The organism is Gordonia sp. NPDC058843, assembly GCF_042743165.1.
Classification (GTDB): Bacteria; Actinomycetota; Actinomycetes; order Mycobacteriales; family Mycobacteriaceae; genus Gordonia.
The window spans coordinates 184649-204678 of the sequence record NZ_JBHYNC010000004.1 but is presented as its reverse complement, the minus strand read 5'-3'; the positions used below and the strand labels follow the sequence as shown (position 1 = coordinate 204678).

Genomic DNA, 20030 nt, shown 5'->3' with positions numbered 1-20030 from the left:
GCTTATGCGGTGTTCGCGGGCTGGGGAACGGTCGCGCGCGGGTCGACGTCCCGCCACGGGTTGACGTCTCTGCGCCGGATGACGGCGTTCGCCGGAGCTCACGTGCACAACGGTAGCCGACCGGACAGGGGTATGGATATGACGAATGTGGGTGCTTCGTGGTCCCGGTGACGTGTCGGACCGAGTACCTGACCGGTCGCCATCATCGATCGGCCACCGCGGCCTGGGTCCTCATGGTGGCCGGAATGGTCGCGCTCGTGGCGCTCAACATCGCCGGGGTCGACGGTGTGGTCACGTCGGCGGTGGTCGGCGCGGCGATCGTGGCGTCTCTGCTCGGCGCGGCCTATGGCCGGCTCGGTGAACGGGGTGCCGTCCTGCTGACCGTCGACGACGACACGGTCTACTTCGGCAACGAGGACCGCACGCTCGTCAGCTATCCGCTGGCGTCGCTGGTCACGGTCGCGGTGGGCGGACCGGCGGACGCCACCTCGGACATGATAGGCGGGCGGGCCCGGCACCTGACGGTGATCGGGCAGAAGTATCTGAAACTCACGTTCGCGACGCGAGACGGTGAGCCCGTTCCCGCTGATCGGACCCCGCGTGACCGCACGGACGAGCCCGACACCGCGCCGGAGACGGACTTCTGGCGTGTCGCCATCGTCGAGGGTGACCCGGCATCCGCGGAGATCCTGGCCCGTCTCCGGCGGCACGCGCCCGAACGGATCGCCACCACGAAGAAGACCTCGACGCCGACCGGGCGACAGTCGCGGTCTGCGGCGGCGTCGCCGGGCGAGCCGGTCGATCTGACCCGACCGTCATCGGGCGGGCCGCGGATCGTCGACGCCGGGTCCGACGAAGCGGCGCAACGGTTGTGGGAGGAGGCGGCGCGGCGCCACGACGAAGTCCTCGGCGCCTATGGCACCTACGAACTCGATCCCGCCATGCTGCTCCGGTACCCGGCGGTGACCGACGTGACCGTCGAACAGACGCAGACCTTCCATCTCGCGCTCGACGAGGCGATGGCCCTGCGCACCGACGACTACCCGGGCAACCGCTCGCGTGCGGACGCGTATCAGCAGTCGGTCGCCAGATTGCGGCGGGCCTGGATCGCCTGCGAGAAGAACGGCCGGCGGGTGGGCGCGAGCTACCTGGAGCAGACCGACCAGGACGACCTCGATCGCGCGCTCAAGCTCTACAACCACGCTGCGGCCAGCTCGACCCCCGCCGAGCAGGCCACCTACTACGGCCGGGTCCGCGACATCGTCAGCACGATGACCGATCGCGGAGTGCTGCACCCTCCGGAGGCTGCGGTGGCCGAACTGCAGGCGGTCACGCGTCGGGCGCTGGAAGCGGGTACGCCGAAGGCGTGAGTTCGGGGCGGTCCGAACGTCCCGGTCAGGCCGGCGTCAGTACCGGCCTTCCTTGATGAAGCGTCCGTCCAACGTGTAGACCGCCTCGGCGTCGTCGGTGTTGACGATCTCCATCCGGATGACGAATTGCTGATCCTCGTCGATGCGATTGCGTTCGACCTCGACGCCCACCGCGTTGCGGTCGTACTTCGGGACCGAGGCACGTCGCATCAGATCGGCTCGCACCCGGTCGAGCACGTCCGCCGAGATGCTGTCGAACCGGAAGCCCTCGCTCCGATAGCGGCCCGCGCTGGTGCTCGCCACCGGGAATTCGCCTGGGGCGACGGCGACTTCGCCGCCGCGGTCGCCGAGCCGGTACCGGACCAGGACCCCGCCCGAGTTCTGGATGACGCTGGCGGTGACCGGGGACACCCCGTCGGCGATGCCCTGGATGATGAACTCCTCGATGACAGGCGCGTTCAGCGGGACACGCGCAGCTGCCAGTTCACGGCGCGCCAACTCGACGGACCTGGCGAAGTCCGCAGGGTCGAAGAACTCGGCGACGGTGCCGTCGGGGGTCGCCTGGACGACATAGTCGTCGGAGATGTCCTCCCCGGGTTCGATGGTCCCGGTGATCAGCACGGGGCCGTCCGCTCCGCGACGTTCGATGACCATTCGCTCGAGTTCTGGTTCGGTGGAGTGGGGCCGGACCGCCGCGATCATGGGGTCGGCGAGTGAGCCGAGGAGGTCCGGGTCGATGGCGGCTGCGTCGAAGGTCTTGTTCGCCCGGTCGGAGTTGGGCACGACCGACGAGTTCGAGTACCCATCACCGATGTTGATGTTCGTTGCGCGGCCGGTGGCCGGATCGAAGACGCGTGCGTAGTCGGACGACGAGTCGACCTGATAGTTGAGTTGCAGCACGTTGCGCAAGCCTTGTGGGCCTTCGTATTCGACGATCGCGTCCAGCATCCTGCGGTGCCGGTCGGCAAGGCTCGCCTCGACCTCTTGGGGGGACATGTCGTCGCCGGAATCGAGCGCGGAGTCGAACCCGGAGAGCGAGGGTCCCTCGACGTGCCAGCCACCGGCGACCCCGAACAGCAATGCTCCGGCCACGACAAGGGTGACCGCCGGGTACACGAGCGCCCAGCGCCCGGGCTGGTCGTCGAACTCGGGGGTGTCGGGTTGATCGCGCGGCGGGAGTGCGTCCGATGGCAGCGTGGTGAACGGGGTGTCGGTCAGCGACTGGAAGTTGCCCTTGGTCATCGAGGTGATCCAGCGGGCTCGGTAGGTGGTGTCGTTCGGGGGGTTGATGGTGGCGGTGACCATCGTCGGCTGGAGGTCCTCGGCGGTGAGGCTGCTGCGGGTGAGGGCCTCGACCTCGACCTGTGGTGCATCGGGGGAGGAGGTGGCGCGCCGGAACTCGGGCAGTTCGGACACCCGGGACGCGCGCGGGCTGACCGCGATTCCGACGAAGACCAGCGGGATTCCGAAGAACAGCGCCACCCACCAGTCGTTGAACGCACCCAGACCGACCCCGGTGGCCACCAGCAATCCGGCGAGCACAGCACGTATGAGACGCCAACGAACCCTGTTCCGGCGAGTCCTGGTCATGGGCCGTCCTTAGTCCTCGAGCCGAATCGGGTGGACTGATCATAATGTCGGCGGCCTCGGTCGACCAGCGGCCGCGTACCGTTGTTGCTGACCTGACCGCCGGGAGGCGGCGGGTCGCGACGTAAACCGGGAACGATCAGGAGAAATGTTTCGGTGGGAAAGCTGAGCAACAGCATGTGGCGCCTTCTGGGTGCCCAGTCGACTCGCAACCAGTCGAAGTCGTTGGGTGTGATCAAAGACGCCGAAGCCCACACCGACTGGGCCGCCGAACTCGCCGACGACGCGTTCAGCGGGGAGGCCGAGAAGCTCGACATCGCGGAGAAGCCCGCGGACCGCGCGAAGTTCCTCGCCCTGGTTCGTGAGGCCGCCGACCGGGCCATCGACCTTCGGCCCTTCGATGTCCAGCTGCAGGGCGCCCTCCGCCTCCTCGAGGGCGACATCGTCGAGATGGCCACCGGTGAGGGCAAGACGCTCGCCGGTGCGATCGCCGCGATCGGCCATGTGCTGCAAGGACATCAGGTCCACGTGATCTCGGTCAACGACTACCTGGCGACTCGCGACGCGGAGTGGATGAAGCCGCTCTTCGACGTCTTCGGCATCGCCGTCCACGCGGTGTCGGAGAACTCGAGCCGCGAGGAACGCCGTCTCGCGTACGCCGGCGACGTCACCTACGGTTCGGTCAACGAGATCGGTTTCGACGTCCTGCGCGATCAGCTCGCACAGTCCGAATCCGATCTCGTGTCTCCCAAACCCGACGTCGCGATCATCGACGAGGCGGACTCGGTGCTCGTCGACGAGGCACTCGTCCCACTGGTGCTCGCCGGTTCGACCGAGGCGGAGGTGCCCGACGCGGCGATCCACGACGTCGTGTCGCGGATGAAGAACAAGCACTACGAGGTCGACGCCGAGGGCCGCAACGTCACCCTCACCGACGAGGGCGCGGTGTTCGTGGAGGAAGAGCTCGGCGGGATCGACCTCTACAGCGAGGAGCACGTCGGCACGACGCTCGTGCAGGTCAGCATCGCGATGCACGCCCACTATCTACTCGAACGCGACATCCACTACATCGTTCGCGACGGCGGGGTGCACCTCATCAACGCCTCGCGCGGCCGGGTGGCGCAGCTCCAGCGCTGGCCCGACGGCGTACAGGCCGCGGTCGAGCTCAAGGAAGGTCTCACCCAGACCGACTCGGGCGAGGTCATCGACACCATCACGGTGCAGGCGCTCGTCGGCCGTTACCCGAAGGTGTGCGGTATGACCGGCACCGCGCTCGCCGCAGGCGAACAGTTCCGGCAGTTCTACGAGCTGCGGGTCTCCCAGATCCCGCCGAACACACCCAACGTCCGGACCGATCTGCCCGACCGGGTCTACGACACCAAGGCCAACAAGGTCGAGGCGATCGTGGCCTACGTCAAGGAGATCCACGAGACCGGGCAACCCGTCCTGATCGGCACCCACGACGTGGCCGAGTCCGAAGAGCTCGCGTACTTCCTCGACAAGGCCGGGGTGGCGTCGGTCGTGCTCAACGCGAAGAACGACGCCGAAGAAGCGAAGATCATCGCCGAGGCGGGTGCGCGAGGCGCGGTGACCGTGTCGACCCAGATGGCCGGACGAGGCACCGACATCCGCTTGGGCGGTTCCGTGGACGACGAGGACGCGCACGACGAGGTCATCGAACTCGGTGGACTGTGCGTCGTCGGAACGGGCCGCCACGACACCGAACGTCTCGACAGCCAGCTTCGCGGCCGCGCCGGCCGCCAGGGCGATCCCGGCACGTCGGTGTTCTTCTCCAGCCTCGAGGACCCGGTGGTCACCAAGAACCTGGCGTTCAAACGGGATCCGGTGTCGCCCAACGAGGACGGTTCGATGGGCAGCAAGGGCATCGACCTCATCGAACAGGCCCAGCGGATCGCCGAGGGCGTGATGCTCGAACTCCACGCGAACACCTGGCGCTACAACAAACTGGTCAACCAGCAGCGCGACATCATCGTCGACCGTCGGATGCAGATCCTCACGACCGACGCCGCGCTCGACGAACTCGCGGATCTGGAGCCGGAACGCTACGCACAGCTGACCGGGGAGAAGGCCACCAGCACGTCCGAGGGTGACAAGTCCGAAGGTGCCGAGACCGACGCAGCCGAGACCGACGCAGCCGAGACCGAGTCCCCGGTGGTGACACGGGTACCGCGTGAGGTGCTGGCGCAGGCCGCGCGCGAGATCGTGCTGTTCCACCTCGACCGCGCGTGGGCCGACCATCTCGCCTTCGTCTCCGACGTCCGTGCCAGCATCCACCTGCGGTCGCTGGGCAAGGAGAGCCCGCTCGACGAGTTCCACAGGCTGATCCTCGCCGAGTTCGCCGACCTGCCCGGTACGGCCCTCACGAAGGCGCGGGAGACGTTCCGGGAGGCCGACATCACTCCCGACGGCGTCGACCTCGGGTCTGCGGATCTGCACCGCTCGACGACCACCTGGACCTACATGGTCCACGACAATCTGTTCTCCTCAGGCGGAGCGAAAACCTTGCAGGGCATCATCGGGATCTTCCGGTGACCGAGCCGGAGGCGGCGACCACGCCGGCTCCGGACCGGATCGTCACGGTCCCGAACGCGCTGAGCGTGCTTCGGCTTGCTCTCATTCCGGTGTTCGTGTGGCTGCTCCTCGTCGAAGAGGCGGATGGGTGGGCGTTCGCCGTCCTCATGTTCTCCGGCTTCTCCGACTGGGCCGACGGCAAGATCGCGCGGCTTCTCGATCAGTCGTCGCGGATCGGTGCGCTGCTCGATCCGGCGGCCGACCGGCTCTACATCGTGATCATCCCGATCGCGTTCGGCATCCGGGAGTTCCTGCCGTGGTGGCTGATCGGAGTGATCATCGCGCGGGACGTCCTGCTGTTCGCGTCCGCACCGCTGTTGCGTTCGCGCGGTGTCTTCGCTCTCCCGGTGCTCTACATCGGCAAGGCAGGCACGTTCGCGCTCATGAGTGCATTCCCGTGGCTCCTTGCCGGACAACTCGATTCGATCGTGGGGACCATCGCATACCCGGTCGGTTGGGCGTTCATGATCTGGGGTGTCGGACTGTATGTCTGGTCCTTCGTCCTGTACTGGTATCAGACGATCCTGGTGATGCGGCTCATGCCGCCGCGTCGCCCGGCAGGCGCCTCGGCAGACAGTAGGGTCTGACCGAGAACGAAAGGGGTTCGCGTGACCGACAGCAAAGTGCCAGAGACCTTGCACTACACCGCGGAACACGAGTGGATCGAGCGGCTCGGGCCGACGACGGTTCGTGTCGGCATCACCGACTACGCGCAGGACGCACTGGGCGACGTGGTGTTCGTCCAGCTGCCCGAGGGCGGTGCGGAGGTGACGGTGGGCGAGTCGTTCGCCGAGGTCGAGTCGACCAAGAGTGTGTCGGACATCTTCGGCCCTCTCGCAGGCACCGTGTCGGCGGTCAACGACGCCCTCGACGCGTCGCCGGAGCTGGTCAATTCGGATCCGTACGGCGAGGGCTGGCTGGTCGAGATCGAGGCGGCCGACGAGGAGACCCTCGACGAACATCTGGGAGAGGTACTCGACGCCGCGGGGTACCGGGCCGTCATCGAGGGGTAGTTCTCGACGGACGCGAGCGGCCGGTGCCCCGATCGGCCCGGCTGACGGCTCCCGGAACGATATGATCGTCGGTGCCGGAGTCGACTCGCTCGCCGGTGCGATCGGCATGACCGGTACGGTTACGGCAGTGGGAACGAGGCGCGACGTGACATCGATGCTCACGATCTCGCGCCGAGAACTACCCGGCCGCACAAGTCATGTAGATTCGACCGGCCATCGAGGCGACAGCCGACGGGATCCGTCCCGGGCAGCGCCCGCGGTCTGAGAAGACGTGGTTGACGACACTGCGGTTGGCACTGACGACGACGAAGGAGAAGTGGTGAGCGAAAACGACAGGGACTTCGAGGCGCCGGTGGAGACCACATCGGTGTTCCGGGAGGAGTTCATCAACGAACTCGACGCCGGGACCAGCACCTCGAGTGAGCCGACCGACACGGGGGTCGAGCGACTCGCTCCCGGCACGGCGCTGCTTGTCGTGAAGCGAGGACCCAACGCGGGGTCGCGGTTCCTGCTCGACCAGGCGACGACGTCGGCCGGCCGGCACCCCGACAGCGACATCTTCCTCGACGACGTGACCGTCAGCCGCCGTCACGCCGAGTTCCGCCTCGGCGACAACGAGTTTCAGGTCGTCGACGTGGGCAGCCTCAACGGGACCTACGTCAACCGGGAACCGGTCGACACCGCGTCGCTGAGCAACGGCGACGAGGTGCAGATCGGTAAATTCCGCCTGGTCTTCCTCAGCGGACCCCGCGACGAAGCAGACGCCTGACACCCGTGACGGCGTCCACGGCCCCCCGCGGCGAAGGATCGATGTCGATCGGCACCGTCCTCGCCCAGTTGCGTGATGACTTCCCGGACATCACGATCTCGAAGATCCGATTCTTGGAGTCGGAGGGTCTGGTGACCCCGGAACGGGCACCGTCGGGATATCGAAGGTTCAGCCAAGCCGATTGCGACCGGCTGCGGTTCGTGCTGACCGCCCAACGGGATCGGTACCTCCCGCTGAAGGTGATCAAGGAACAGCTGGATGCGATCGACAACGGAAACGGCGGCTTCGGTCCCGGCGGGACGCGGGTGTTGTCCGCGGCCCGCGGGACCGTGGCGCCGGCCACCGATTTCGGTGCGCGTGCCGGCCGCGTCTCTCGCGAGTCGTTGATCGAACGCACCGGAGTCGATTCGGCTTTCGTCTCCGAACTCCAGCGCAACGGTCTGCTGACCACCGGGCCGGCCGGGTTCTTCGACGAGGATGCGGTCCGCCTCGTCGAGGCGGCGGCCGCCCTGGCCAGCTATGGCCTGGAGACGCGTCACCTGCGGGCGTTCAAAGTGTCCGCGGATCGCGAGGCGGGCCTCGTCGCCCAGATCGCCAACCCGATCGCCAAGGGCAAGGGCACCGGTGCGCGGGACCGCGCCGAAGAACTCGTGCGCGAGATCGCCGCGTTGTCGGTGACCCTGCACACGCAGTTGGTCAAGGCTGCCGTCAAGGGTGCGCTGGACTGAGTTCGGCACGTCGTCGGCACCTGGGGTGCTGGTGGCCGCACCGGACTGAACAGCCACGATCGTCCGAAGGCGCCGCGAGTCGGCCGCCGCTGTCAGCTCAGTCGGTGTAGCGTCGAGGTCACTGAATCGAGCGCCGTACAAGGCGTCTGGGAGGTGCGAGATGAGCGAGATGCGTGTGGTGGGCATCAGGGTCGAACCCCCGCAGAGTCAGCCGGTGCTGTTGCTACGCGAGGTCGATGGCGAACGCTACCTGCCGATCTGGATCGGGCAGAGTGAGGCGGCTTCGATTGCGTTGCGGCAGAAGGGGATCGAACCTCCTCGGCCTTTGACGCATGACCTGATCGTCAATCTGATCAAGGATTTCGGACAGACTCTGCTCGAGGTCCGGATCGTCGACATGCAGGAGGGCACCTTCTACGCCGAGATGATCTTCACCGGCGATCTGCGGGTGTCGGCGCGGCCCTCGGATTCGATCGCGGTCGCGATGCGGGCGGAGGTCCCGATCATCGCCGATGAAGAGGTTCTCGCCGAGGCGGGTCTGCTGATCCCGGACGACGAGTCCGACGAGGCCCCCGAGGCACAGGCCGAAGGGGTCAAAGAGGACGAGGTCGAGAAGTTCAAGGAGTTTCTCGACAACGTGTCCCCGGACGACTTCAAGGCAAGCGGCGCCTGACCGGTCCGCCCGCCTCCTCGTGCGATCGCCGACTCGTCACCGCAGGGCCGGAGCGCAGATCACGGAACGGACACCACCCGGTCACCATTCGTCTCGATCTCAAGTTGAGGTTGAGTGTCGTGGCGAGTCGCGTTGATCCACCGACATCCGCCGCATAGCGTCATCAGCAACATCGAGCACCGGACACGGGCCGATGAGGATGATCGGTCGACCCGAAACAGCCTGGACCGCGTAGTGTGGACGTGGACGTCAGGCACTGTGGTGCGGCGTCCGATCCGAGCTTTGCGAGGGAGTCAGAAGTGGGCGATCGTCCGGTCGACAACGAAACGACGTCGAGCGACCAGTCACCCGATCGTCCGGTGACCGAGCGTTCAGACGCCGTCCCGACCCAGGGCAGTCTCGGTGACATCGCCCCGGGCCTGTTCCCGGACGACACCGTGCCCGACGAACTGGTCGGCTACCGCGTGCCGAGCGCATGCCAGATCGCCGGGATCACCTACCGCCAGCTCGACTACTGGGCTCGTACGTCGCTGGTCGTTCCGTCGATCCGCGGTGCGGCGGGTTCGGGCAGCCAGCGTCTGTACTCGTTCAAGGACATCCTCGTCCTCAAGATCGTCAAGCGGTTGCTCGACACCGGTATCTCCCTGCAGAACATCAGGGTGGCCGTCGATCATCTGCGCAAGCGCGGCGTCGAGGACCTCGCCAGGATCACACTCTTCTCGGACGGTACGACGGTGTACGAGTGCACCTCGGCCGAAGAGGTCGTCGACCTGCTGCAGGGCGGTCAAGGCGTGTTCGGCATCGCGGTCAGCGGCGCCATGCGCGAACTGACCGGCACCATCGCAGACTTCCCCGGGGAGCGGGCCGACGGCGGTGTCAGCGAGACCGCACCCGAGGACGAACTCGCCGCGCGGCGCAAGAACCGCGCCCGTCGCACCGGCTAGTTCGCCTTCCGCGTAGACTGGCCCGGCGTCGCTACGCCGCGGGAGAGCGCCTCAGGCAGATAATGCCGACGGCCGCCGAAGGAGCAACACCTCTCCGTCAAACTCTCAGGCACCCAGGACCGCGGTGGTGACGACGTCTCTGGAAAGTGACGATTCGTCGTCCGCCCACGGTGAAAGGTCGCCGCGCAGAGTTGCGCGACACCGAATCTCTCAGGCGTCACATCGGCTGCGGCCGAAGACATGACAGAGGGGGAGGGCCAGCAGCCGGTGCGTGCACCGGCGCCTGCGAGAGGTTGCCCTCCACCGTGTCCACCACTGAAGCGACCCCGTCCGACGCCCCAGAAGGATCCAACCCGGACCCGTCCTCTGCCGCCTCCCAGGTCTCCGCTGCCTTCGTCGACCGACATGTCGGACCCGACGCGGACGAGACCCGGCGCATGCTCGAGGCGATCGGCGTGGCCTCCCTCGACGATCTGGCGCACCGCGTGATCCCCGCGGTCATCGCCGACGAACTCGACTCCGATGTGCTCGGCGCGCTGCCTGAGCCGTTGAGTGAGAGCGCGGTCCTCGAACAGCTCGGCGACCTCGCCGCGCGCAACACCGTGGCCCGCTCGATGATCGGGCTCGGCTACTACGGCACCCACACGCCCGGCGTCATCTTGCGCAATGTGCTGGAGAACCCGGCCTGGTACACCGCCTATACGCCGTACCAGCCCGAGATCAGTCAGGGACGTCTCGAGGCGTTGCTCAACTTCCAGACGATGGTCGCCGACCTCACCGGTATGGAGGTCGCGAACGCCTCCATGCTCGACGAGGCCACCGCGGCCGCCGAGGCGATGACGCTGATGCGCCGTGCCGGCAAATCGAAGTCGCCCCGGGTGATCGTCGACGCCGACCTGTTCCCGCAGACTCGCGCGGTACTCGACACACGCGCCGAACCGCTCGGCATCGAAGTCGTCGAGGCGTCCTTGCACCCCGATCTACCCGGATGCGGACTGCCCGACGGCGAGTTCTTCGGCGTGATCCTCCAGGTTCCCGGCGCGTCGGGTCGGGTGGTCGACGCGACCGCGATCATCGACGCGGCGCACGAGCGCGGAGCACTCGTGGCTGCCGGCGCCGATCTCCTGGCGATGACCCTCCTCACGCCGCCCGGCGAGCAGGGCGCCGACGTCTGCTTCGGCACGACGCAGCGCTTCGGCGTGCCGATGGGCTTCGGCGGGCCGCACGCCGGCTACCTGGCCGTCGGATCGAAGCAGGCCCGGCAGCTTCCCGGCCGTCTGGTCGGGATCTCCAAGGACGCCGACGGCAACCTGGCCTACCGGCTCGCGCTGCAGACGCGCGAACAGCACATCCGCCGTGAGAAGGCCACGAGCAACATCTGCACAGCGCAGGTTCTCCTGGCCGTGATGGCCGCCATGTATGCCTCCTACCACGGCGCCGAGGGGTTGCGCGCGATCGCGCGACGCACCCACGCGGCAGCCGCCCGCCTCGCCGACTCGGTTGCCGCCGGCGGATTCTCGGTGGCGCACGCGAACTTCTTCGACACCATCGAGGTGCACGCGCCCGGTCAGGCCGACGCGATCGTGGCCGGGGCGCGCCGCGAGGGCATCAACCTCCGGCGGATCGACTCCGACAGCATCGGCATCGCCTGCGACGAGACCACCACCGACGCCGACCTCGATGCGGTGCTGCGTGCCTTCGACGTCGCCGGCGTCACGCCGCGTGCACTCACACAACCGATCGAGAACCGCACCAGTGAGTTCCTCACCCACCCGGCGTTCAACCGGTACCGCACCGAGACCGCGATGCTGCGGTACCTCCGTGCCTTGTCGGACAAGGACATCGCCCTCGACCGCAGCATGATCCCGCTCGGCTCGTGCACGATGAAGCTCAACGCCACCACCGAGATGGAACCCATCACCTGGCCCGGCTTCGCCCAGCTCCACCCGTTCGCGCCGTCCGACGACACCGCGGGAATCCGAGAGCTCATCACCACGCTCGAGGGATGGCTCGTGGCGGTCACCGGATACGACCGCGTCAGTCTGCAACCCAATGCGGGATCGCAGGGCGAGTTCGCGGGACTCCTGGCGATCCGTGGGTATCACCTCAGCCGCGGCGACGTGGACCGGGACGTCTGCCTCATCCCGTCGAGTGCCCACGGCACCAACGCCGCGTCGGCGGTCATGGCGGGGATGCGGGTCGTGGTTGTCGGCTGCCGCGACAACGGCGACGTCGACCTCGACGATCTGCGCGCGAAGATCGCCGCCAACGAGGGTCGGGTCGCGGCGATCATGATCACCTACCCGTCGACGCACGGCGTCTTCGAGCACGATGTCCGCGAGGTCTGCGGCGCCGTCCACGACGCGGGCGGACAGGTCTACGTCGACGGCGCCAACCTCAACGCGCTCGTCGGTGTCGCCCGCCCGGGCCACTTCGGTGGCGACGTCAGCCATCTGAACCTGCACAAGACCTTCTGCATCCCGCACGGTGGCGGCGGACCCGGCGTCGGACCCGTCGCGGTCCGGCATCATCTCGCCCCATTCCTTCCCGGACACCCGCTCGCCGACGAGCTGCCCGGGTCGTCGACCATCGCCGCCGCCCCGTACGGCTCGGCGGCGATCCTGCCGATCACGTACGCCTACATCGCGATGATGGGCGCCGACGGCCTGCGTCGGGCGACGCTGACGGCGATCACCGCTGCCAACTACGTCGCAAAGCGGCTCGGCGAGCACTACCCCGTGCTCTACACCGGCGAGGACGGCTTCGTCGCACACGAGTGCATCCTCGACCTCCGGGCCATCACCAAGGCGACCGGCGTCACCGTCGACGACGTGGCAAAACGACTCGCCGACTATGGTTTCCACGCCCCGACCATGAGTTTCCCGGTTGCGGGGACGTTGATGGTCGAGCCGACCGAGAGCGAGAACCTCGACGAGATCGATGCGTTCTGCGACGCGATGATCGCGATCCGCGGTGAGATCGAACTCGTCGGACGAGGGGAGTGGCCCGCCGAGGACAACCCGTTGCGCGGCGCACCGCACACGGCAGAGTCGCTCGTCGGCGAGTGGGATCATCCGTACTCCCGCGAACTCGCGGTCTACCCGCAGGGACTGCCGTCCGCGGGAGGTCGGGCCAAGGTGTGGCCGGCCGTCCGACGGATCGACGGTGTGTACGGCGACCGCAACCTCGTGTGCAGCTGCCCGCCCATCGAGGCCTACAGCAGCTGACCCCACCTCTCGTCGAGGTCGGGACGGTCTAACCGCCGGCGGTTCCTGACGGCACCGCCGACGCGGTCGAGCTCGCCGGCACGCTGGCCGGCCCGTAGACCAGCCGGTTGACGGCGACGATCGCCCCGTTCTCGGGCGTGGGCATCGGATCGGGTGTCAGTGGGAAGGTGACGGTCGGGGTCGCGGTCGGCATCGGGGCGTCGCCGCGGAAACCGAGCTCGGTCAGCAGCTGCAGCTGCTCGGGCTCCGAGGCGAACTCGATGAACTCGGCGACGGCGTCGGTCGCCGCCTCGGTCACCTGGGGACCCGACAGCCGGATCACGGGATAGTCGGCGATCGGCGTCGGACCCGACGGGATCAGTTCGGCCAGCCGTGCGCGTTCGTCGCCACGGGTCATCTGGAACAGCCGCTGTTCGGTGATCGGTACGACGTGGATCTCGGCCCGAGCCGCGTCCGGGGCGTCGGCGATGGTCGTCGCCGCGCCCTGTGGCGTCCCGTCCGGGGAGACCGGGGCGCCCTCGAGCATGGCGCGGACGCTGGAACTCACGCGCGGCGACTCGGCGTCGACCGTGGTCAGCGGACCGGTGGTCCGGGTGACGCGCGTCGCGACCGCCTGGGCGGCCAGCGCGCTGGCGTCGGACTGCGCACCGATCGGCATCGCCATCCGCAGCGATCCCCACCCCTGGAGACCGAAGTCGGTGAGCGAGTTGTCCCGCCGTTGCAACGTGGGGATCTGGGACCAGTCGAGCCGCCCGCTCAGGACGCTGTTGAGTTCCGGCGAGACGGCCAGGACGACCGGCGTCGAGACCAGCGATCGGGTGTTGCCTTCGATCGCATCGGGTTTCGCCGCCGACAGGTCAGCCGACCACACCGACGACTGCGGCACCCAGGCAGCCGGATGGGCGCCCATCGACTCGGTGTCCCACGAGCTCGACAGAGCGTCGAGGGTGATCTTCGCGTCACCCGGACGGACGTCCACGGTGACGCACTTGTCGCGGACGACCGGATTGGTCTCGCCGAAGTTGCGGGCTACCGCGGCCAGCCCGGGAGCGATGTCGGGATCGGCGACGATCGGGACCGACTCGCGACCTTCGACACACTGCGCGGCGGCTTCCTCGGCCTGGCGGTCGATGCGGTCTCCGAGGTCCTGCCAGGTGACGACGACGGCGGCGACGAGAAGGATCGACAAGAGGGCGGCGACGACACCTCGGCTCACGCCGCGGCTTCGGATGCTCTCCCCGCCGCTACTCCGGTGATGTGCCAACGCCGATGCCCTCCCTGCTCGGTGCGTCCCTTGCCCGGCCGGCCGTGGCGACCCGGTGCGCAGTGCAGGGTACGACGATACGCCGTGCCGATCCACAGCGGTTCGGCACGGTCGTATCGCCTACGTCTGAACCGGGCGGTCAGCCCGCCGGGTTCGCCGCTTTGTACTCGCGGCGGCGGCGGTGCAGGATCGGCTCGGTGTAACCGCTCGGCTGCGTCGTCCCCTCGAGGATCAGCTCCTTGGCCGCCTGGAAGGCGATGTTGGAGTCGAAGTCCGGAGCCAGCGGACGGTAGGTCGGGTCACCGGCGTTCTGGCGGTCGACGACCGGGGCCATCCGCTCGAGCGAAGCCACCACGTCGGCCTCGTCGACGATGCCGTGGCGCAGCCAGTTGGACAGCAGCTGGCTCGAGATGCGCAGCGTCGCACGGTCTTCCATCAGCGCGACATCGTGGATGTCGGGCACCTTCGAGCAGCCGACGCCCTGGTCGATCCATCGCACGACGTAGCCGAGGATGGACTGGCAGTTGTTGTCGAGCTCCTGCTGCTTTTCCTCGTCGGACCAGTCGGTCTTCGGGGCGAGGGGGATGGTGAGGACGTCGTCGACGGACGCGGGATCGCGCTTGGCGATCTCGTCCTGGCGCTCGAACACGTCCACCTGGTGGTAGTGGAGTGCGTGCAGGGTGGCCGCGGTCGGCGACGGGACCCACGCGGTCGTGGCACCGGACTTCGGATGCCCGATCTTCTGCTCGAGCATGTCGGCCATCAGGTCGGGCATGGCCCACATGCCCTTGCCGATCTGCGCCTTGTGCTGCAGGCCGGCGTGCAGGCCGGTGTCGACGTTGAAGTTCTCGTAGGCGCCGATCCAGGTCTGCTGCTTCATCTCGCCCTTGCGGACCATCGGTCCGGCCTCCATGGAGGTGTGGATCTCGTCGCCGGTGCGGTCGAGGAAGCCGGTGTTGATGAAGACGACGCGCTCCTGGGCGGCCTTGATGCACGCCTTGAGGTTGACGGTGGTGCGTCGTTCCTCGTCCATGATGCCGACCTTGAGGGTGTTCTCGGGCAGGCCGAGAACCTTCTCGACGCGGCCGAACAGCTCGACCGTGAACGCGACCTCGTCGGGGCCGTGCATCTTCGGCTTCACGATGTACACCGAGCCGGTCCGCGAATTCTGCAGGCCTTCGGCCTGTGAACCCTGGGGCCCGCTCGCTTCGCTCCCGGCGCCGCTGAGACCGTGGATGCCGATCAGCGAGGTGACCAGGCCGTCGAGGATACCCTCGGGGACCTCGTTGCCGTCGGCGTCGAGGATGGCGTCGTTGGTCATCAGATGGCCGACGTTGCGGACGAAGAGCAGCGAACGGCCGTGCAGATCGAACGTGCTGCCGTCGGGGGCGGTGTACTCACGGTTGCCGTTGAGCACACGCGTGAAGGTCTTGCCGCCCTTGCTGACCTCTTCGGCGAGATCGCCTCTGTTGAGGCCCAGCCAGTTGCGGTAACCGATGACCTTGTCCTCGGCGTCGACCGCGGCGACCGAGTCCTCGAAGTCCATGATCGTGGTGATGGCGGACTCGACCACGACGTCCTTGATGCCTGCCGGGTCGGTGGAACCGATCGGCGACGACGGGTCGATCTCGATGTCGAGGTGGAGTCCGTTGTTGCGCAGCAGGATCGAGGTCGGCGAAGCCGCGTCCCCGCGGTAGCCGACGAACGCGGTCGGATCGGCGAGAGTCGAGCTCTTGTCCCCGTCCAGCGTCACCTGTAGCGCACCGTCGTGAACGGCGAACGATCGCACGTCGGTGTAGCTGCACTGTTCCAGCGGCACCGCCTTGTCGAGGAAGTCCTTGGCGTACGCGATGACCTTGTCGCCGCGGACCTTGTTGTAGGACGAACCCTTCTCGGCTCCGTCGGTCTCGGGGATCGCATCGGTGCCGTACAGCGCGTCGTAGAGCGAACCCCAGCGTGCGTTGGAGGCGTTGAGGGCGAAGCGCGCGTTGAGGACCGGGACCACGAGCTGCGGCCCGGCGGTGTCGGCGATCTCGCGGTCGACGCCGGAGGTCGTGATCTGGAAGTCCTCGGGCACCTCGACGAGGTACCCGATCCCCGTCAGGAACGACTTGTACTCGTCGAAGTCGGCGGAGCCGGGGGTGAGGTCGGCGTCCTTGTGGTCGCGATGCCAGGTGTCGAGCTTGGTCTGCAGTTCGTCGCGGACCGCGAGCAGCTCACGGTTGCGAGGGGCGAGGTCGGCGATCACCGATGCCGCGCCGGCCCAGAAGGCGTCTGCCTCTACACCGGTACCGGGCAACGCCTCGTTGTTGATGAAGTCGTGCAGGACGGTAGCGACCTGCAACCCGTTGACGGTGATCCGGTCAGACATGGCGGCCTTTCTCGAGCGAATGACGACGCATACATGCTACTCGTCGGTAACGGCGGACGGCAGGCGCCTCCCGCCACATACGGTCGCGAGGTCCATGAGCTCCGTACAGATGGTGAGCAACCGCGACCGCAGCCTCATTCCGACCTCGGCGATGGCCGACTGCTCGCGTACGTACTCGGCTCGTCCAGCAGGTGTCTCGATGCGGACCGGCTCATACCCGAGATCGCGGAGGTCGTAGGGACTCGCGCGCATGTCGAGGTCGCGCGCGCGCAGGGCGAGGGCGAAGCAGTCGAGCGTCAGGTCCGACGGAACGAGGGGCGCGAGGGTGAAGCAGTAGCGGTAGAGGTCCATCGTCGCGTGTAGGCAACCCGGTTGCTCGTGCTGGATCTGCGAGGCCCGCGTCAAGGTGGTGTCGTTGCGCGGCCGCGCCGGATCGGTGAAGAACCGGAAGGCGTCGAAATGCGTGCACCGTAATGGCATGGATTCGACGACCGCATCGGTGCCCGCGGGCCCCAGTCGCAGCGGCACGTCGTGCCGGGTGTCGTCGGCGCGGTAGACCATCGCCCACTCGTGCAGGCCGAAGCACCCCAGCCGGGCGGGCCGTCGGGCGGTGGTCTCGAGCATGTCCACGGCCGCGGCGAGTGCGTCGGTTCGGTGCCGGAGGTAGGCCTCGGCGACGCGCACGCCACCCTCGGCCTGCTCGTAGCCGCGCAGACCGAGGAACTCGTCGGCACCCTCGAGGATCGCGCCGTAACCGGGATGCCAGCGCAGCACATGCGCGGGACGCGACGAGTAGTAGGTGAACAGGAAGTCGATCACCGGATGCCTGGCACCCCGACGCCGTGCGTCCAGGTAGGGGCCGATCAGGGCGTCGACCGCTCGCCGATGCTCGTCCCGCCGCGATCGCCACTCTGCGGGCGTGAGGACGGAGGCGTCGAGAACAGGGCTCGGGGAGCGCACCCCCAGGGTCTCCATCGCACTCACACGCGATGGGTCTCGTCGCGGACGTTGCCGACGAATTCCTCCACCAAATCGGCGAGGGGAACGATGCCGATGGTCCGGCCACTGTCGTCGACCACGGCGCCGAGATGCGAACTGGTGCGGCGCAGTACCCCGGTGGCCTCGTCGAGCGGCGTGGTCGAGTCGATGACCGGCAGAGGTCGGATCTTGTCGACGCCGATGATGGTGTCCGATCCGACGTGCTCGTCCAGGATCTCGTCGAGTACGTCCTTGAGGTGCAGGTAGCCGGTGAACGTGCCGTCGGGCCCGCGGACGGGGAATCGGGAGAATCCGGTGTCGGTGACCGCCTTCTCCACGGCGCCCAGTGTCGGCCCGATGCCGCCTGTCCCGGACACCTGCACGCCGACGCTGCGCATCTGTTCGAGCGGGATCATCACCTCGGACACCGTGCGGCCGATGGACTGCAGGGCCCTGGTGAGGCGCTCGTGCTCCTCGGCGTCGAGGAGACCTTCCTGCTTGGATTCGCCGACCATCTCGGCGAGCTCGCCCAACGACACCGTCGATTCGAGTTCGTCCTTCGGCTCCACGCGGAGCAGTCGCAGCGAGATGTTCGCCATCCAGTTGTAGAAGGCGATCAGCGGCCGGACCAAGCGGATGAACAGCAGATGCGCCGGCACGAGGAGCATCGCCGACGACTCGGGGCCGGCGAGCGCGATGTTCTTCGGCACCATCTCACCCAGCAGGATGTGCAGCACCACCACCAGTGACAGCGCGATGGCGAACGAGATCGGGTGCAGCAGCGCGTCGGGGACGTGTACGAGATGCAGGGGTTCCTCGATGAGATGGGCGACGGCGGGTTCACCCACCCGGCCCAGCAGGATCGAGCAGATCGTGATGCCGAGTTGCGCGCCCGCCAGCATCAGCGACAGCCGTTCGCCGGCGTAGATGACGGTGCGCGCGCGGGTCTTCCCGCTCTCGGCGAGAGCTTCGAGGCGGTCGCGCCGTGCCGAGATCAGCGAGAATTCGGCGCCCACGAAGAACGCGTTGCCCGCGAGGAGGACGACGGTCAGTCCGACCGCCCACAGATCACCACCCATGTGGGCCCTCCTGTGTAGACGGTGCGTGAGTGTCTTGTTCGGCGGGTGCCGGGGCGTCACCGTCGGCGGGAGCGGGCCGGATGGCGACGACGTCGACACGACGACCGTCCATCTGCGTCACGGTCGCGCGCCAGGTGACCTCCGGGCCACGCTCGGAGGCCTGGGCGGTGTCGCTGTCGGACTCGCCGACGAACGGACGCCGTGGGAGGTCCACCACGTCGTCGGCGGTGGGAATGCGCCCGAGGCAGTACATGACGAGTCCGCCCAGTGTGTCGTACGGGCCGTCCGGTGCGTGGTACCCGGTGGCGTCGTAGAGCTCGTCGATGCGTAGCAGTCCGGCGCACAGAAAGCCGTTGCCGTCGACGGCCACGTCGGCGCGTTCGTCGTCGTGTTCGTCGGTGACATCGCCGAGGATCTCCTCGATGAGGTCTTCGGTGGTGACGATCCCGGCGGTGCCGCCGTATTCGTCGATCACCACGCACAACTCCATGCCGTCGGCGCGGATGCGCTCCATCAGTGCGTCACCGTCGAGGCTGGCCGGCACGCGCGGGACCGGCCGGGCGATCGAGGTGACCGACGTGGTGGCCTGCCGCTCCGGCGCGACGGTGAAGGCCTGCTTGATGTGCACGACGCCGACGAGGTCGTCCAGGTCGCCGTCGATGACGACCGGGAACCGGGAGTGGCCGGTGCGCGACGACGCCATGACGAGATCGCGGACGGAGTCGGCGCGGTCGAGGCAGTCGATCGTCACCCGGGGCGTCATCAGGTCTTCGGCGGTGAGTTCGCCGAAGCGCAACGACCGGTCGACGAGCGTCGCCGTCTGCTGATCGAGCGCGCCTCGACGAGCCGAGTTGCGGACGAGCGAGACGAGCTCCTGAGGTGACCGAGCGGAGGCGAGCTCGTCGGTCGGTTCGATGCCGAGGCGGCGCACGATCCAGTTGGCGGTGCCGTTGAGCCCGTTGATGGCCCAGCGGAAGACCGCGGAGAACACGGTCATCGGGCCCGCGGTCGCCCGCGCCACCGCCAGCGGCTTGGCGATCGCCAGGTTCTTCGGGATCAGTTCGCCGAGCACCATCGACAGCGATGTCGCGATCACCAGGGCGAGGATCAGCGAGGTCGCCGAGACCACCGACTCGCTGGTCCCGAGAGCGGTCAGCGGCGGACGGAGGATTCGGGCGAGGACCGGTTCGGCGATGTAACCGGTGATGAGCGTCGTGATCGTGATTCCCAGCTGAGCGCCCGAGAGCTGGAACGAGAGGGTGGAGTGCGCGCGCTGCACCATTCGCGATCGCCGATCCCCGCGGTCGGCGACATCGGCGGAGATGGTGGAGCGTTCCAGCGCGGTCAACGAGAATTCGGCCGCCACGAACAGCGCCGTCCCCAGCGTCAGCGCGATGAACCCGACGAGACTCGCGACCAGCAGCAGGATCTCCAC

Annotated in this window: 15 protein-coding genes and 1 riboswitch; of the genes, 9 read left to right on the top strand and 6 right to left on the bottom strand. The window is 67.8% G+C overall.

What is annotated here, in order from left to right; genetic code table 11:
• Positions 1-158: 158 nt before the first annotated feature.
• A complete protein-coding gene (locus tag ACFW3F_RS05015; RefSeq protein WP_388054913.1) occupies positions 159-1370 on the top strand; it encodes a hypothetical protein in 1212 nt (403 codons plus the stop codon).
• A gap of 36 nt (positions 1371-1406) precedes the next feature.
• On the opposite strand, the gene ACFW3F_RS05010 is transcribed toward ACFW3F_RS05015, so the two are convergent.
• On the bottom strand, positions 1407-2960 hold the full coding sequence (locus ACFW3F_RS05010; protein ID WP_388054911.1) for a hypothetical protein: 1554 nt from the start codon (positions 2958-2960) through the stop codon (positions 1407-1409).
• Positions 2961-3113: 153 nt separating this feature from the next.
• On the opposite strand from ACFW3F_RS05010, the gene secA2 reads away from it, so the two are divergent.
• The 8 genes from secA2 (at position 3114) to gcvP (ending at position 12903) form a co-directional block, all read left to right on the top strand.
• Complete coding sequence (gene secA2, locus ACFW3F_RS05005) at positions 3114-5510, top strand: accessory Sec system translocase SecA2 (RefSeq protein ID WP_388054909.1); 2397 nt, start codon at positions 3114-3116, stop codon at positions 5508-5510.
• A complete protein-coding gene (locus tag ACFW3F_RS05000) occupies positions 5507-6136 on the top strand; it encodes a CDP-alcohol phosphatidyltransferase family protein (RefSeq protein WP_388054907.1) in 630 nt (209 codons plus the stop codon). Before secA2 ends, ACFW3F_RS05000 begins: the two co-directional genes overlap by 4 nt.
• A 21-nt stretch (positions 6137-6157) precedes the next feature.
• Positions 6158-6562 carry a glycine cleavage system protein GcvH gene (gcvH, locus tag ACFW3F_RS04995; protein WP_388054905.1) on the top strand — a complete coding sequence of 135 codons (405 nt, stop codon included), beginning with the start codon at positions 6158-6160 and terminating at the stop codon, positions 6560-6562.
• 316 nt (positions 6563-6878) lie between these two features.
• Positions 6879-7331, top strand: a complete 453-nt coding sequence (garA, locus tag ACFW3F_RS04990; protein WP_388054903.1) for a glycogen accumulation regulator GarA — start codon at positions 6879-6881, stop codon at positions 7329-7331.
• 41 nt (positions 7332-7372) lie between these two features.
• Positions 7373-8059 carry a MerR family transcriptional regulator gene (locus tag ACFW3F_RS04985; RefSeq protein WP_388054901.1) on the top strand — a complete coding sequence of 229 codons (687 nt, stop codon included), beginning with the start codon at positions 7373-7375 and terminating at the stop codon, positions 8057-8059.
• Positions 8060-8219: 160 nt separating this feature from the next.
• Complete coding sequence (locus tag ACFW3F_RS04980; RefSeq protein WP_388054899.1) at positions 8220-8732, top strand: bifunctional nuclease family protein; 513 nt, start codon at positions 8220-8222, stop codon at positions 8730-8732.
• 299 nt (positions 8733-9031) lie between these two features.
• Complete coding sequence (locus tag ACFW3F_RS04975; RefSeq protein ID WP_388054895.1) at positions 9032-9676, top strand: MerR family transcriptional regulator; 645 nt, start codon at positions 9032-9034, stop codon at positions 9674-9676.
• Between the two features lie 29 nt (positions 9677-9705).
• A riboswitch (glycine riboswitch) is annotated at positions 9706-9808 on the top strand.
• A gap of 173 nt (positions 9809-9981) precedes the next feature.
• Positions 9982-12903, top strand: coding sequence for an aminomethyl-transferring glycine dehydrogenase (gene gcvP / locus ACFW3F_RS04970; protein WP_388054893.1), 2922 nt, complete (start codon positions 9982-9984; stop codon positions 12901-12903).
• Between the two features lie 28 nt (positions 12904-12931).
• Here the strand turns inward: gcvP and ACFW3F_RS04965 are convergent, their stop codons facing one another.
• The 5 genes from ACFW3F_RS04965 to ACFW3F_RS04945 form a co-directional block, all read right to left on the bottom strand.
• A complete protein-coding gene (locus ACFW3F_RS04965; RefSeq protein ID WP_388054892.1) occupies positions 12932-14167 on the bottom strand; it encodes a substrate-binding domain-containing protein in 1236 nt (411 codons plus the stop codon).
• A gap of 139 nt (positions 14168-14306) precedes the next feature.
• Positions 14307-16538: a malate synthase G gene (locus ACFW3F_RS04960; RefSeq protein WP_388054890.1), complete on the bottom strand. Its 2232-nt coding sequence runs from the start codon at positions 16536-16538 to the stop codon at positions 14307-14309.
• 36 nt (positions 16539-16574) lie between these two features.
• Positions 16575-17513 carry a 3-methyladenine DNA glycosylase gene (locus tag ACFW3F_RS04955; RefSeq protein WP_388054976.1) on the bottom strand — a complete coding sequence of 313 codons (939 nt, stop codon included), beginning with the start codon at positions 17511-17513 and terminating at the stop codon, positions 16575-16577.
• A gap of 5 nt (positions 17514-17518) precedes the next feature.
• On the bottom strand, positions 17519-18595 hold the full coding sequence (locus ACFW3F_RS04950; RefSeq protein ID WP_388054888.1) for a hemolysin family protein: 1077 nt from the start codon (positions 18593-18595) through the stop codon (positions 17519-17521).
• Positions 18585-20030: a hemolysin family protein gene (locus tag ACFW3F_RS04945; protein ID WP_388054886.1), complete on the bottom strand. Its 1446-nt coding sequence runs from the start codon at positions 20028-20030 to the stop codon at positions 18585-18587. Before ACFW3F_RS04945 ends, ACFW3F_RS04950 begins: the two co-directional genes overlap by 11 nt.

Coding starts and splice junctions, on each gene's coding strand:
- ACFW3F_RS05010 (WP_388054911.1), bottom strand. CDS start 2,960: ATGACCAGGACTCGCCGGAACAGGGTTCGTTGGCGTCTCATACGTGCT.
- ACFW3F_RS04985 (WP_388054901.1), top strand. CDS start 7,373: ATGTCGATCGGCACCGTCCTCGCCCAGTTGCGTGATGACTTCCCGGAC.
- ACFW3F_RS04980 (WP_388054899.1), top strand. CDS start 8,220: ATGAGCGAGATGCGTGTGGTGGGCATCAGGGTCGAACCCCCGCAGAGT.
- ACFW3F_RS04960 (WP_388054890.1), bottom strand. CDS start 16,538: ATGTCTGACCGGATCACCGTCAACGGGTTGCAGGTCGCTACCGTCCTG.
- ACFW3F_RS04955 (WP_388054976.1), bottom strand. CDS start 17,513: ATGGAGACCCTGGGGGTGCGCTCCCCGAGCCCTGTTCTCGACGCCTCC.
- ACFW3F_RS04950 (WP_388054888.1), bottom strand. CDS start 18,595: ATGGGTGGTGATCTGTGGGCGGTCGGACTGACCGTCGTCCTCCTCGCG.